The sequence below is a fragment of the Marinomonas rhodophyticola genome (genome assembly GCF_026113935.1).
GTDB lineage: Bacteria > Pseudomonadota > Gammaproteobacteria > Pseudomonadales > Marinomonadaceae > Marinomonas > Marinomonas rhodophyticola.
This window is the reverse complement of record NZ_JAPEUL010000007.1, coordinates 167,269-182,326: the sequence shown is the minus strand read 5'-3', so window position 1 is coordinate 182,326 and position 15,058 is coordinate 167,269. Positions and strand designations below refer to the sequence as shown.

The 15,058-nt window shown below is 45.9% G+C and carries 12 protein-coding genes and 2 pseudogenes; 12 read left to right on the top strand and 2 right to left on the bottom strand.

The window, feature by feature from the left end:
• The 6 genes and pseudogenes from ONZ52_RS09335 (at position 1) to ONZ52_RS09310 (ending at position 9,254) form a co-directional block, all read left to right on the top strand.
• Positions 1-945, top strand: a complete 945-nt coding sequence (locus ONZ52_RS09335) for an alpha-E domain-containing protein (protein ID WP_265218349.1) — start codon at positions 1-3, stop codon at positions 943-945.
• Positions 942-4,304 (top strand): annotated as a pseudogene (locus ONZ52_RS09330) (transglutaminase family protein). The gene ONZ52_RS09335 and the pseudogene ONZ52_RS09330 overlap by 4 nt, the downstream one beginning before the upstream one ends.
• A gap of 29 nt (positions 4,305-4,333) precedes the next feature.
• Complete coding sequence (locus ONZ52_RS09325; RefSeq protein WP_265218348.1) at positions 4,334-5,647, top strand: circularly permuted type 2 ATP-grasp protein; 1,314 nt, start codon at positions 4,334-4,336, stop codon at positions 5,645-5,647.
• The gene (locus tag ONZ52_RS09320) at positions 5,629-6,714 is read left to right on the top strand and encodes an alpha-E domain-containing protein (RefSeq protein ID WP_265218347.1); all 1,086 of its coding nucleotides are present in this window, start codon (positions 5,629-5,631) and stop codon (positions 6,712-6,714) included. The genes ONZ52_RS09325 and ONZ52_RS09320 overlap by 19 nt, the downstream gene beginning before the upstream one ends.
• Positions 6,715-6,907: 193 nt before the next feature.
• On the top strand, positions 6,908-7,789 hold the full coding sequence (locus tag ONZ52_RS09315; RefSeq protein WP_265218346.1) for a transglutaminase family protein: 882 nt from the start codon (positions 6,908-6,910) through the stop codon (positions 7,787-7,789).
• 109 nt (positions 7,790-7,898) lie between these two features.
• Positions 7,899-9,254 (top strand): DEAD/DEAH box helicase, encoded by a 1,356-nt coding sequence (locus ONZ52_RS09310; RefSeq protein ID WP_265218345.1) that lies wholly within the window; start codon positions 7,899-7,901, stop codon positions 9,252-9,254.
• 87 nt (positions 9,255-9,341) lie between these two features.
• Here ONZ52_RS09310 and ONZ52_RS09305 read toward each other — a convergent pair whose 3' ends face one another.
• Positions 9,342-10,427, bottom strand: a complete 1,086-nt coding sequence (locus ONZ52_RS09305; protein WP_265218344.1) for a cation:dicarboxylate symporter family transporter — start codon at positions 10,425-10,427, stop codon at positions 9,342-9,344.
• Positions 10,354-10,734, bottom strand: a complete 381-nt coding sequence (locus ONZ52_RS09300) for a cation:dicarboxylate symporter family transporter (RefSeq protein ID WP_265218343.1) — start codon at positions 10,732-10,734, stop codon at positions 10,354-10,356. Before ONZ52_RS09300 ends, ONZ52_RS09305 begins: the two co-directional genes overlap by 74 nt.
• A 289-nt stretch (positions 10,735-11,023) precedes the next feature.
• On the opposite strand from ONZ52_RS09300, the gene ONZ52_RS09295 reads away from it, so the two are divergent.
• The 6 genes and pseudogenes from ONZ52_RS09295 (at position 11,024) to modB (ending at position 15,057) form a co-directional block, all read left to right on the top strand.
• Positions 11,024-11,446, top strand: a complete 423-nt coding sequence (locus ONZ52_RS09295) for a hypothetical protein (RefSeq protein WP_265218342.1) — start codon at positions 11,024-11,026, stop codon at positions 11,444-11,446.
• 136 nt (positions 11,447-11,582) lie between these two features.
• Complete coding sequence (locus ONZ52_RS09290) at positions 11,583-12,443, top strand: hypothetical protein (RefSeq protein ID WP_265218341.1); 861 nt, start codon at positions 11,583-11,585, stop codon at positions 12,441-12,443.
• 79 nt (positions 12,444-12,522) lie between these two features.
• Positions 12,523-13,086: pseudogene (locus ONZ52_RS09285) on the top strand (HD domain-containing phosphohydrolase); the annotation flags it as partial.
• 10 nt (positions 13,087-13,096) lie between these two features.
• On the top strand, positions 13,097-13,492 hold the full coding sequence (locus ONZ52_RS25360) for an HD-GYP domain-containing protein (protein ID WP_428981175.1): 396 nt from the start codon (positions 13,097-13,099) through the stop codon (positions 13,490-13,492).
• Positions 13,493-13,605: 113 nt separating this feature from the next.
• Positions 13,606-14,364 carry a molybdate ABC transporter substrate-binding protein gene (gene modA / locus ONZ52_RS09280; protein ID WP_265218339.1) on the top strand — a complete coding sequence of 253 codons (759 nt, stop codon included), beginning with the start codon at positions 13,606-13,608 and terminating at the stop codon, positions 14,362-14,364.
• A 9-nt stretch (positions 14,365-14,373) separates the two neighbouring features.
• On the top strand, positions 14,374-15,057 hold the full coding sequence (gene modB, locus ONZ52_RS09275) for a molybdate ABC transporter permease subunit (protein ID WP_265218338.1): 684 nt from the start codon (positions 14,374-14,376) through the stop codon (positions 15,055-15,057).
• Position 15,058: the final 1 nt, after the last annotated feature.

Below are 15,058 nucleotides of genomic sequence, written 5' to 3'. Positions count from 1 at the left end.
ATGTTATCTAGAGTCGCAGAACGCTTATATTGGAGCGCCCGATACTTGGAGCGCGTTGAAAACACCGCCCGTTTGGTCAGTGTGTATGACGATCTACTTTTCGATCTTCCAAAAGACATAGAAGTATCTTGGTACAATCTTATTGAGATTTTAAGTGGCGAAGAAATTTTCGAACAACGCTACAAAGTAAAAGACGAACGCAACGTAGTGAAATTCCTGTTAGCGGATGACACAAATGCCAGCTCTATGCTGTCATCATTAAAAATGGTCCGCGAAAACATTCGCACAACCCGCGATGTGGTACCCAAAGAAACATGGGAATTGATTAACGAACTCGATCTGTATGCTCAGCAAAACATTAAACAAGGCATTAACCGTTCGGAACGTCATCTGTTCTTAAATACCATCATCGAGGGCTGCCAAAAAATCATCGGCCTCTTTGCTGGCGCCATGAGCCGTGATTCTGGCTGGCACTTTCTTATTATGGGACGCTATTTAGAACGTGCTGACATGGGCACTCGTATTCTTGATGCGGCCGTTTCGCTGATGCTGAAATCCGAACCGGAAGCGAGAACACAACTCGGGCAAGTGACCTGGTCAAAAGTGCTCAAATCGCAGAGTGCTTATTTGGATTATCGCCGCACCGTAAGAACATCCATCAATGGTGCAAAAGCCGCCACGTTTTTGATGAACGATCCCTGCTTCCCACGCACCTTAGCGTATTGCTTTAAACAAATAGGCGAAGCCGCAACAAAGTTGCCACGAGCAGGGTTACTTACCGCCAAAGTGGATAAAATTCTTGAATTCGATTATCCACTGGTTAGTTCGGAAGATTTGGATGAGGATTTCCACAATCATTTGAATGATCTACAGATCGCCATCATTGAAATAAATCACCAGATCACCGAAAACTGGTTTCATTTTCGGCAAGGAGACGCTGCATGACCATTAGAGTCGCAATACAGCACAAGACTACTTATGAGTTTGACCGCTTTGTAAACGTGGCCCCCCACGTTTTACGACTAAAGCCTGCGGCCCATTCGCGCACTAAAATTCACGCCTACTCTCTGAAAGTCTTGCCTGAAACGCATTTTATCAATGTGCAACAAGACCCATTTGGTAACTTTCAAACTCGCTTGGTATTTCCTGAAAAAACCAATAAATTAGAGTTTTATGTGGAAGTGATTGCTGACATGACGGTCATCAATCCGTTTGATTTCTTTGTTGAAAGCTACGCGGAAACCTTTCCGTTTGCTTATAAAAAAGAACTCAAAAAAGAACTTGAATCCCTATTTGCAAGTTACTGAATCCTGTCCATTATTAGACAAATGGCTATCCACTGTTGATCGCAAAAGTGTGCCAATTAATGACTTTCTTGTTTCCATCAACAGCCGTTTAGCGGCCGAAATTGGCTATGGAATTCGTTTAGAGCCAGGTGTTCAAACTTGCGAAGAAACACTAACCTTAAAGAAAGGTTCTTGCCGTGATACCTCTTGGTTACTGGTTCAAATACTGCGCAGTTTAGGCTTAGCCGCTCGATTTGCCTCAGGCTATTTAGTACAGCTCACGGCCGATGTAAAAGCACTCGATGGCCCATCCGGACCAGAAGAAGATTTCACCGACTTACATGCTTGGTGTGAAGTTTTCTTGCCAGGCGCTGGCTGGGTTGGCTTAGATCCAACCTCTGGCTTATTTGCTGGCGAAGGTCACATTCCTCTAGCTTGTACACCAGAGCCAGCATCCGCTGCGCCCATTACCGGCTTTGTAGATAAATGTGAATGCGAATTTAGTTACAGCAACATTGTGACGCGAATCCACGAAGATCCGCGCGTAACCAAACCGTACGCTGAAGGTGAATGGGAAACCATCAAGGCACTTGGTTTTGCGGTCGACAAAGAGCTTGAAGATGGCGACGTTCGTTTAACAATGGGCGGTGAACCAACCTTTGTCTCCATTGATGACATGGATTCAGAACAATGGAACACTGGTGCATTGGGCGCAGAAAAACTTAAGTTAGCCAAAGACTTACTGATCAAAATGAAGCAAGAATTCGGTGCTAACGGCCTACTCCATTATGGGCAAGGCAAATGGTATCCGGGTGAAGAAGTGCCACGTTGGGCGCTGGGTTGTTTCTGGCGCACCGACGGCCAAGCCTTATGGAATGACCCCAAATATTTGGCTCGCGTAGACAAAGACTACAAACACACCATCAAAGACGCGCAAGCCTTTGGGGAATTGTTGTGTGAAAAGCTCGCCCTAGATAAGCAATATCTACAAAGCACTTATGAAGACACGCTTTACTATTTATGGATGGAACAATCCCTTCCTGTGGACGCGGATCCAACCAAAGCCGATTTAAAAGACGATTTAGAACGACGCCGTCTCGCTAAGCTACTGAGCCGAGGATTAAGTACGACAACAGGCTTTATCTTACCGCTGGAGTTTGATAGCTATCAAAATAGCTGGAACAGCTCCCTCTGGCCAATGCGCAGTGATGTGATCACCTTGATTCCTGGCGACAGCCCAATGGGTTATCGTTTACCACTGAATTCTTTGCCAGCGCAAGCCGAAGAAGATCGTATTCCTGAGCGAGACCCCTTTGATCCTCGCCAACCTTTGGCGAACAAAAAAGACAACCCAGTATTAGACAGCGTAGCCAAACAGCATTTTGCTAAAAAACCAGCTGTCGAGCCTGCTTTAGCGCCAGAAAAAACGTTGAAAAACGTGATTCGCACTACCTTGTGTATCGAACCGCGTGATGGCCGCTTGCATATTTTCATGCCGCCAATGACGCATCTTGAGCATTTTGTTGATGTACTTGGACAGCTTGAAGACGTAGCAAAAACGCTGGATTTGCCTATTGTGATCGAAGGTTATGAACCACCAAAAGATCCACGCCTGCAAAAATTTCTGATCACTCCTGACCCAGGCGTTATCGAGGTGAATATTCACCCCGCAGCCAGCTGGAAAGAGTTGGTTCACAATACCGAAACCCTGTATCACCAAGCCTATCTTTCTCGCCTAGGTGCAGAGAAGTTCATGCTGGATGGTCGTCATACTGGCACAGGCGGTGGTAATCACGTAACGCTTGGTGGCCGTACACCGGCAGACAGTCCGCTGCTACGTCGCCCTGAGTTACTGCAAAGTTTGGTCACCTTCTGGCAGCATCATCCTGGCTTGTCTTATCTTTTCTCTGGTATGTTCATAGGCCCAACCAGTCAAGCACCACGTCCAGATGAAGGTCGCGATGAAGCCTTGTATGAAATGGAAATCGCTTTCCAAAACATGCCTTCTGGTTTTGTTGAAGAACCTTGGTTAGTAGATCGCTTGATGCGTAACTTGCTGGTCGATATCACAGGTAACACACATCGCTCTGAATTTTGTATCGATAAACTTTACGCAGCGGGCAGCGCCAGTGGTAGACAAGGTTTATTGGAATTCCGTGGCTTTGAAATGCCGCCGCATCCGCACATGTCTCTCGTGCAAATGCTGTTGTTGCGCTGTTTAGTCGCACGTTTCTGGAAAGAACCGTACAAAAAACCTTTGGTTCGTTGGGGCACCAGCTTGCATGACAAATTCATGCTGCCACATTTTGTTTGGCAAGACGTCAAAGAAGTGGTCGAAGATCTTCAGCGCCATGGTTTCCCATTCAAATTAGAATGGTTAGCACCGTTTGAAGAGTTTCGTTTCCCTCATTATGGTCGTCAAAAAATCGATGACATGGAAATCGAGCTTCGTTGGGCAATTGAGCCTTGGCACGTTCTAGGGGAAGAAATTACCGGCTCGGGCACCGCTCGTTATGTAGATTCTTCTGTTGAACGTTTACAGGTGAAGTTATCTGGCTTAACCGATGGACGCTATGTACTGAGCTGTAATGGCCGTCGCGTGCCGATTCGCGCTACAGGTCGTAAAGGCGAATATGTGGGTGCTGTACGTTACAAGGCTTGGGCGCCACCATCTGCGTTGCACCCAACACTCGGAACCGATACGCCACTCATATTTGATTTGATCGATACATGGAATGGTTTATCTGTGGGCGGTTGTACGTACCATGTGTCTCACCCGGTGGACGCACCTATGACAATGTACCGGTCAATAGCAATGAAGCGGAAGCCCGTCGCGTTAACCGTTTCTGGGATCATGGCTTCACTCAAGGCACGCTATCTCCACCGCCAGCCTTCAGTGCATTGCGCTCTTTTTACCCGAATGGCGACGTGCCTCGTGCCATGTCACCACCAGCAGAAGAGCCAATGAATGAATATCCGCATACATTAGATCTAAGGAAGCAGTATAATGTTCTCTAATAATTAATTTTTTTAGGCTCAAGCACATTATGCAATTTCAAACAGGTACTTTTTTAACGTCGGTAATCGATGAGAAACCGACGTTATCTTCCGCCTATGATACTCCTATGCATGCTTATGATGAGGCCTTCACGGAAGATCGCCAACCTCGCCCTCATTGGGAATCCATCATGAGTCACATGGAAAGTCTTACCAATGAGGAAATGCTGGATAGACAGCGTCGTGCCCAGCGTATCCTTCGTGAAGATGGCGCCACCTATAATTTAAGCAGCGACCCACTCACTCCCAGTGTTTGGTCGCTGGATCTTATTCCGAATATTATTCAAACCGAAGAATGGCTTACTATCGAACAAGGTTTAGCACAGCGCTCAACCTTGTTCGATCTCTTATTAAAAGATCTTTATGGTTCACAAGAGTTACTGAAAAACGGCATCATTCCTTCTGAAATCATTTTTAGTCATCCGGGCTTTTTACGCCAATGCCATGGCGTAACTGTACCTGGTGCTCACCAACTATTGCTACACGCAGTAGATTTGGTACGTGATCCAAGTGGACAGTTTCAAGCCATTGGGGACAGAACCCAAGCACCTAATGGTGCGGGTTATGCGTTGGAAAACCGTGCTGTCGTCTCACGTGTGATTCCTAACAGTTTCCGAGACAGCCAAGTACGTCGACTTGCTGGCTTCTTTTTATCTTTCAAAAGCATGTTATCGTCGTTAGCAAGCCAATGGACAGACACGCCACGTATCGTTGTACTCAGCCCTGGAGCATTAAGCAGTACCTATTTCGAACAAGCGTATCTTGCAAACTACCTAGGCTTTTCCCTTGTTCAAGGCAGTGACTTAACGGTACGTAATGGCGCTGTATGGATGAAGTCGCTCAACGGCTTGGCACGTGTCGATGTTATCTTACGTCGTGTAGATGACGCCTATTGCGATCAAGCAGAACTAAGAGCAGACTCCTTTCTTGGCGTACCAGGCTTACTAGAAGTAGTTAGAGCAGGCAACGTCGTGTTAGCCAACCCGTTAGGCAGTGGCATTTTAGAAGCTCCTGCTTTAATTAAATTTTTACCGGCCATCAGTGAATTCTTGATGGGAGAGCAACTAACTATTCCTTCCGTGGCGACATGGTGGTGCGGTGACCATGACGATTTCCATTACGTCCTTGCCAACATACAAAGTTTAATTATTAAACCGGCCATTCGTCGCCATGACAGTAGCAGTGCCTATGGTCACACGCTGACAGAAAAACAAAAGCTTAGCCTGATAGAAAAGATCAAAAAACATCCTCACTTTTATGTGGCGCAAAGCTATGTCCCGGGTCCATGTCCCCCATTTGGTTAGACGGCAAAATACAAGCTCGTCCGAGTATTTTGCGTGCTTTTACTGTGTCTAACCCAACGGGATACACGGTGATGCCCGGAGGGTTATCACGCACTGGCGAATCGTCTCAAGAAGCCATTGTCTCGAATATTAGTCGCTCAAAAAGTAAAGACACTTGGATACTGGCAGCCGAGCCAGAAGAACAAACCTCTCATCAAATCGAACAGGTTCTTCTACACGATGAAGCATTACAGTCCAACCTACCTAGTCGAGTAATTGAAAACTTATTCTGGATGGGACGCTACGCCGAACGTGCTGAAATCAGCATGCGTTTGCTGCGTACCATTTTTAAGCAAATGAACGGCGTAGATCCTCTCCCCAAAGAAAGCCAACGCACTTTGCTGGAAATGGCCTCTACGCAAACCAGCTGTTTACCGGGTTTCATGGAAGCTGATGATGACATGCTTGCTCACCCTGAAGCCGAATTAGTATCTATTATCACCGATGGCAGTAGAGCAGGTTCCGTAAAAGCCAACCTACAAGCCATGCTTAGCTGCAGTGAACAAGTCAAAGAAATGCTGTCTGCGGACACTCGTATCATTATTAACGAGTTGCGTGATCACATTCATGAATTGGATCGCGCCTACACCAATGGCTTACCTTCTGCACCAGAAGAATCTCTAGACAGCCTTGTTACCTCACTATTAGCATTGTCTGGTTTAAATCATGAAAGTATGTTGCGTGGTCTCGATTGGACTTTCCAAGAAATTGGTCGCCGCACAGAGCGCGCGCTTCAAACCGCAACCCTGCTTCGTTCCGCCCTGACCAAACCACTACCGTCAGCACCTCAGCAACAAATTTTAGAATCGGTTTTATTAAGTGTGGAAGCCCTTATTTCCTTCCGTCGCCGCTACCGTAACAGAGCCCGGGTTGCCTACGGACTGGATTTGCTGATGATTGACGGCACCAACCCACGCTCTTTATTGTATCAAGTAGATCAATTACGCAAGTACATTATCGAATTACCACGTAACAACAGTGCAACTGCCGGGCCAGCCCTGAGCATAAAATTATCATCAAGTCGTTAAACGACATTCAACTTGCCGATTTAGAAGACCTTGCTAAAGTCGATGAAAAAGCACAAAGCCGTGTCAAATTAGAAGCCTTAATGACCGAGCTTCTAGAACAACTAGAGCAATTCACGGTACTCATTAGTGACAAGTATTTTGATCATACTGCTGGCCCTCAATCATTGACCGACGCAATCAAAGGAACTCGCCTATGAGATATCGCGTTCGCCATATTACAGAATACACTTACGGTGCGCCTGTCAGCTTGTGCTATAACATGGCACATCTACTGCCGCGCGACACCCGAAACCAACGCTGTCTTCATCAGAAAATACAGATTAATCCGCCCCCCGTGTATCAAAACGATGGGGAGGATTATTTTGGTAATCAAACTTTCTATTTTTCGATTCAAGAAGCACATAAAAAACTGGTAATTGACGTCACAACCGACTTTGAAATCACGTCACTTAACGTGCTCGAATGGCAAACACAAAGTACGCTCAGTTGCGGTGAGTTACGGGCCATGTTAAACGCACCCAACACGCCAGAACTGCGGATGGCGAAAGAATACTTATTAGATTCACCACAAATTCGCCGTTCAGAGGATTTAAAAGCGTACGCTCAAAGCACATTTGCCGATAATGAGCCTGTTTTACAAGCCGCGATGGCGTTTACTCACAAAATTTTCAGCGAATTTAAATTCGACCCTAGCACCACAACCGTTGCCACTCCTCTCGAACAAGTGCTAAAGCAACGCAGTGGTGTGTGTCAAGACTTTGCCCATTTAGCCATCGGCTGCTTGCGCTCGGTTGGCATTCCAGCTCGCTACATGAGTGGTTACTTAGAAACCTTGCCCCCACCGGGGCAAGAAAAACTGGTCGGTGCAGACGCTTCTCACGCTTGGTTCGCAATATTCACACCGGATTTTGGCTGGGTAGAATTTGATCCTACGAACGATCTAATGCCAAATGAACAGCATATCGTTACCGCATGGGGCAGAGACTATTCGGATGTCACGCCATTGCAAGGCGTCATTTTTGAGGGCGGCGGCTCCCAACAATTAGCGGTCTCAGTGGACGTTAGAAGAGTTTGACTTGATAGTACATAGCATGTGCATCAGATATAAGGTAAGCTTCGCACAATTCTTGCATAACCTGACCATTCAGCTTTGCGCCTGCCTTTGATATAACATGAGAACATCTATGAGTTTCAACAAACTTGGGCTTTCTGCCCCCATCTTAAAAGCCATTGAAGACCAAGGCTATACTGAGCCATCTGCAATACAAGCTCAGGCTATACCCGCTATCCTTGAAGGTCAAGATGTGATGGCCGCAGCTCAAACCGGCACAGGTAAAACAGCTGGATTTACCTTACCCTTGCTTGAACTGCTTAGCAAAGGCGAACACGCACAAGGCAATCAAGTTCGTGCATTGGTCTTAACACCAACGCGAGAACTGGCAGCCCAAGTGGCGGAAAGTGTAAAAGATTACGGACGTCATCTTGCTCTAAAATCTACTGTGGTTTTTGGTGGCGTGAAGATCAATCCACAAATGATGGCACTGCGTCGCGGCGCGGACATTTTGATCGCTACGCCTGGTCGTATGATGGATCTATACAACCAAAACGCGGTGAAATTCGACAAGCTCGAAATACTGGTATTGGATGAAGCAGATCGCATGCTCGACATGGGCTTTATTCATGACATTAAAAAAATCCTTGCGATTCTGCCGAAGAAACGCCAGAACCTTTTGTTTTCTGCGACCTTTTCACCTGAAATTCGTCAACTTGCTAAGGGCTTGGTAAACAACCCTATCGAGATTTCTGTGACGCCGCGCAATGCCACGGCCGTGTCTGTTGAACAGTGGTTGCACCCTGTCGATAAGAAACGCAAAACGGAACTATTGATTCAATTGATTTCCGAGGGACGTTGGGACCAAGCCTTGGTGTTCTCACGCACCAAACACGGCGCCAATAAGATCACCAAACAACTCGAAGACGCTGGCATTCGTGCCAGCGCCATTCACGGCAACAAAAGCCAAGGCGCACGTACTCGAAGCCTATCTGACTTTAAAGAAGGCCGCATTCGCATTCTTGTGGCGACAGACATCGCGGCACGTGGATTGGATATTGAACAACTGCCTCACGTGGTCAACTTTGACTTACCAGATGTAGCAGAAGATTACGTTCACCGTATTGGCCGTACAGGACGCGCTGGCGCGACAGGAAAAGCGATTTCATTAGTTGCTGCTGACGAGTTAGATCAATTACGCGCTATTGAGCGTTTGACTCAGAAGCTTATTGAACGCCGTTACGAAGACGACTTCATACCAACGCACATGTTGCCAGATACAACACTAGATACACGTCCAATTAAACCAAACAAGCCGAAAAAACCCAAAGCACCACGCGATCAACAAGGTGGCGCAAGACAAGGCAATGCGCCCAAGTCAGGTAATCGTCGCCCAGCGCCGAAAGCCGAAGTGACACCAGGTCCAGGACTGCGCAGTAAACCGCTAGCCCCTGCTCGCCGTAACCGCAAACCAAGCAGCGACAATTAGTCGTTACTCATCGCGTAAAAACTAAGTAAACAGCATAAAAAAACCACCGCTTAGGTGGTTTTTTATGCTTTACAGTCTGAAATGGAACTAACTGTTTTTCAGCTCTAACTCTGGCTCTTCATCGCGTGCAAACAAACCTGCGTCTGAATGTCCTAACCACTTCGACGTAATAGTCCCAGCTGTCATTGCACCATTAACGTTCACAGCAGTACGCCCCATATCGATCAAAGGTTCGATAGATATTAATAAACCAGCTAACGCAACTGGCATATCTAAGGCAGACAGCACGATCAAGGCTGCAAATGTCGCGCCCCCACCAATACCTGCGATACCAAATGAGCTGATAGTCACAATAGCAATCAATGAAATAATGAAACTCGGATCTAATGGGTTAATCCCCACTGTTGGTGCAATCATCACAGCGAGCATGGCTGGATACAAACCTGCGCAACCATTTTGCCCCATAGTGGCACCAAATGAAGCCGAAAAATTCGATTCACCTTCACCGTTTCCAAGACGCTTCACCTGAGTATCGATATTCAGCGGAATCGTTCCTGCACTTGAGCGAGACGTAAAAGCAAACAACAATACCGGTAGAACTTTCTTAAAGTAACGAAGGGGTGAAATGCCGTTAAACGCCAACAAGCATAGATGCATCACTAAAATAAGTGCCAAGCCCACATAAGACGCTACGACAAAGTTTAACAAGGTCAAAATATCAGACACATTGGACCCAGCAACCACCTTGGTCATCAAAGCAAGAATACCGTATGGCGTAAGGCTTAGCACCATACGCACCAAGGTTCTAACGATAGATTGAGCTACATCAACAAAACGTTCGAAACTTGCTCCTAACTCTGGCTCTTTACGCGCAACAGTCACACCAGCCACACCCACAAAAGCAGCAAAAATAACCACAGCAATAGTAGAAGTAGGACGACTTCCCGCTAAATCAGCAAAAGGATTACCTGGAAAGAAAGAGGTAATCATGTCAGCAAAGGATACACTAGCCAACCCTTCTAAACGAGTTTCTAACGCCGCGCCTCGTGCCATTTCACGAGCGCCTTGTACGATACCTTCTGCAGACAAACCAAATAGGTTACTCACAAACACGCCGATTAAAGCCGACACTGCTGTCGTCGCCAGCAAAATACCAATGATAGAGCCAGACATTTTGCCCAAAGAGCTCCGTGTCTTTTACCTTCACAATGGCACCAATAATCGACACCAAAATCAACGGCATAATGATCATCTTTAGCAAGCTAACATAGCCATAGCCAACAATGCTCACGTACTCTAACGTCTCATTATTAGCTGCACTGTCAACACCATAGATGAATTGCAACGCCGCACCAAACACCACACCCAAACCCAAACCAGTAAATACTTGCGTGGATAAGGTCTTTTTGGCTTTTTGTAATTTAAACAACAACGCGATTAACAAAGCGAACACCGCTAAGTTAAGAATGGGATACAACATGGAGGAAAACCTTAAAAAATCACTTATAGAACATCGTCTTTCCTGCTACCTAGAAACAGAAAATCGATACGTTAGGGCCATCTTAACAAAATGCTGACCAAATGGATAAGACGGAAAAATCATTAACTTATATAAGAAAAACGAATAAGAAACCTTTCTTTTCATAAACCCGTAAAAAACGTCCATTATACTAGCTAAACATTTGCAAAAAACCTCAAGTTCAACTTCTATTAAAAGACGACAGCGTCCCGTTTACACCAACTCAACCCATAGACCATGGAAGAAAATAGTGACGATTAAAAAGCCTACGTTCAGACGCTTCCCTATCAAAATACTCGTTGCCAATATGTTCCTGATGGCCATTGTGATTACCGCAGGTATCGCTATTTCGCTACAATACAATGCCAGTAAAAATATAGCCGTTACTCACATGCTGTCTAATATGAATTTACTGTCAGCTCATATGAGAGATAGTGTTCACGGCCTAGAGAAAGACGCCACACAAACCGTTAACCTACTAGCAGAACTCATCGTTTCAGACTTATCAGGCGCCACTATTGAAGACAAAACTAGCCTATTAAGCGCATTTTTACGAGAACGGCCAGAGCTATACAGCCTTTATATTGGTGACAAACAAGAGAACTTTTTTCAAATCGTTAACTTGGACTCAGCCAAAGACATAAGACAACGAATGGGAGGCTCAAACGGATGACCGTTGGGCCGCGGTCGATATTTCAGGCCTCGGAGAACAACGGCTACGCCGCACTTATTACTATTCTGATACCTTGCGTTTAAATCATCAAAAGACTGAAAACAGCCATTTCTTCCCCACAAAACGACCATGGTTTGTGGCATCAGAGCAAAACCACATATATAAAACGGATCCCTATCTTTTTCAGCACTTACAAATATCGGGGCAGACCTATGCCAAAAGAATCCGCAATACCGAACAGGTCGTTGGCTTAGACATACTGCTCTCTTCCCTATCAGATCAACTGACGTTGTCTTCATCAACGTTTTTAAATGGCCAAGAGCAAGCGGTCTTGTTTAACCAAAATGGCAACATTCTCGCCTCAAATAGTAGACTCCATGACTCAGACAAAACACCTCCTATTCCATCTTTACAGGATTACCTTGGTACTTCCCTCAAACGTTTAATCGACCTAGCCAATGACCCAAATGCACAACAACCCATGCTGATCGAAAAAGAAGACAATCAGCAATATTATGTGTTTGTCACCGCCATCGGTAATGACATATTGAATCGACAATACCTAGCCATGCTTTTGCCTAAAGACCTATTGTTTCAACACGCCACCGAAGAAGCACTCCATTCCGCACTGTTTAGTGCTCTGGTCATGGTCGTTCTATTGCCTATTATCTGGCTATTCAGCGCTCCCATCGTGCGCCCTATTAGACAATTACAACGCGAAACCGAGAAGATAAAACAACGTCAATTTGACGATGTCACATTCACCGATTCACACATCAAAGAAATCTGGCAACTGTCTAACGCCTTTGTCGCCATGTCACAAGATATCAAACAACATGAGGAGAGCTTAAAAGAATTTTTAGAGGCCTTAATCCGCCTGATTGCTACAGCTATTGATAATAAATCGGCTCATACAGGCGGTCATTGTTATCGAGTACCAGAACTGGGATTAATGCTGTCTGAGGCCCTGGAACAAACCCAAGAGAGCCACTTATAAAGATTTCCAATTCGCCAATGCCAATGAACGCTTAGAGTTTCGCATTGCGGCTTGGCTGCACGATTGCGGAAAAATCACCATGCCTGAACACATTATGGACAAGGACTCCAAACTGGAATGCCTCTATAATCGTATTCATGAAATCCGCACTCGTTTTGAGGTCCTATGGCGGGATGCCGAAATAGCGTATTTACATGCAGTGCACATGGAAAAACAAAACCCAGAGGCGGCTTTAAAAGTCTGGCAAGAACGTCAAACCGCCTTACAGGAACAATTTGCTTTTATTGCCAAAGCCAACCTTGGTAGCGAGTTCATGAGTGAAGCAGACCAACAAAAAGTCAGAGACATTGGCACACAGACATGGACACGACACTTTAGCGACCGCTTAGGCTTATCGCCCGCAGAAGAAACCATGCGAACCACACAAACCCAAACAGTCGATCTAAATCATGAAGAGAGAGCACAGCAAGGCATAACAGAAAATCTATTATCGGATAAACCTGAGCACATTATTCCACGTTTCAAAGAAATGACATTTGATCCATTATTAGGCATAAAAATGGCTGTACCAGAACACCAATATAACCAAGGTGAGATCTACAATCTCACCATACCCAAAGGCACACTGACCAAAGAAGATCGATTTAAAATCAATGAACACATCATCAGCACCATCACCATGCTTGAAAGTCTGCCCTTTCCACCCGAGGCTCAGTCGAGTCCCTCATTACGCTTCCACTCACCACGAAAGAATGGACGGCCAAGGCTACCCACGCAAACTCAGCGCAGAACAACTGAGTATTCCAGACAGAGTACTGATGATCGCCGATGTATTCGAAGCACTCACAGCGTCAGATCGCCCCTACAAAACAGGCAACCCCATCAGTGTTACCATCGATATCATGTACAAAATGTGCCAAGAAGGTCACCTTGACCTACAGATGTTCCGTTTCTTTTTAACCAGTAAAACCTATTTAAAATACGCACAGAAATTTTTACCAGACAGCCAAATAGACGACATCGATATCGAGTGCCTATTTAGAAAATAAACAGAGAGAAGATAAATAGAAAATACCGCAGACTTGCGCCACCTGACTGTATAACGCAATATACAACGCATCAATATCAGCCCTATCCACGACAATTCGATAAGGATGCCTTCATGCGCTTCTTGCGTCTATTCAGCGCTCTACTGTTTGGCGGCTTACTGGTCAGCCCTTCCCTCTACGCGGAAATAGTGTATGTTGCTGTCGCTTCCAATTTCACAGACGCCATGAAAGACATTGCCAAACAATACGAGGCAGAGTCAGGCAACAAAGTGGCACTCACCTTTGGCTCCTCAGGTAAATTCGTCGCTCAAATTCAACACGGCGCGCCTTTTCAGGTGTTTTTATCCGCCGACCAAAACAAACCGGATGCTTTAGAGAAAGCCGGACTGGTCGTTCCAAACAGTCGTTTTACTTACGCCATTGGTGCGCTGGCCTTGTGGTCAGCCAAAGCGGATTTCATTCATAATAATGAGGACCGTTTAAAAAACGGTGACTTTAATAAAGTCGCATTAGCCAACCCAAAACTGGCGCCTTATGGCGTGGCCGCCATGGAAGTGCTGGAAGGTCTTGGTCTAACCACGGCCACCCAACCAAAATGGGTCATGGGCGAAAACATTTCGCAAACCTATCAATTTGTTAGCACAGGGAATACAGACCTAGGATTCGTGGCATTGTCACAAATTATGAGCCAAGGGCATATTAAATCAGGCTCAAGCTGGATCATCCCCGCGAATCAATACAGTCCAATACGCCAAGATGCCGTCTTATTAAAAAGCGCCGCAAGCAGCGCTGCTGCACAAGATTTACTTGACTATTTACGCAGTGACAAAGCCCGTCGCATCATTCACTCCTACGGCTATAAAACGGAATAACATCACAACATGCTTTCTGCGTCAGACTTAGAAGCCATTTGGCTCACTATTAGAGTGGCGACCACGGTCACGATTATTCTATTACTAATTGGCACGCCAATCGCTTGGTGGCTGGCACGTACCCACTCACGTTTGAAAGGGCCAATCAGTGCCATTGTTGCCTTACCTCTGGTATTACCTCCCACCGTATTAGGCTTTTATCTACTGATCGCTATGGGTCCAAACGGTTTCATTGGTCAATTAACTCAAGAACTCGGCATCGGCACCCTGCCTTTTACCTTCTGGGGACTGATCGTAGCCTCGGTATTTTATTCCCTGCCCTTTGTCGTACAGCCCATACAAAACGCCATTGAAGCCATTGGAGAGCGTCCACTAGAAGTCGCCGCTACCTTACGCGCCAACAGTTGGGATCGATTTTTTACCATTGTTTTACCACTCGCCAAACCGGGTTTTATTACCGCAGCCATCTTAGGTTTTACCCATACGGTCGGCGAATTTGGCGTTGTCTTAATGATAGGTGGCAATATCCCTGGTCAAACTCGCGTTGTGTCTGTGCAAATCTACGACCACGTTGAGGCCTTGGAATATGATCAAGCTCATAAACTCGCCGCCATCATGATCATTTTTTCTTTTCTGGTGTTGCTCAGCCTGTATAGCTTCCAACGGAAAAACACTCTATGGGGAGCGAAATAAC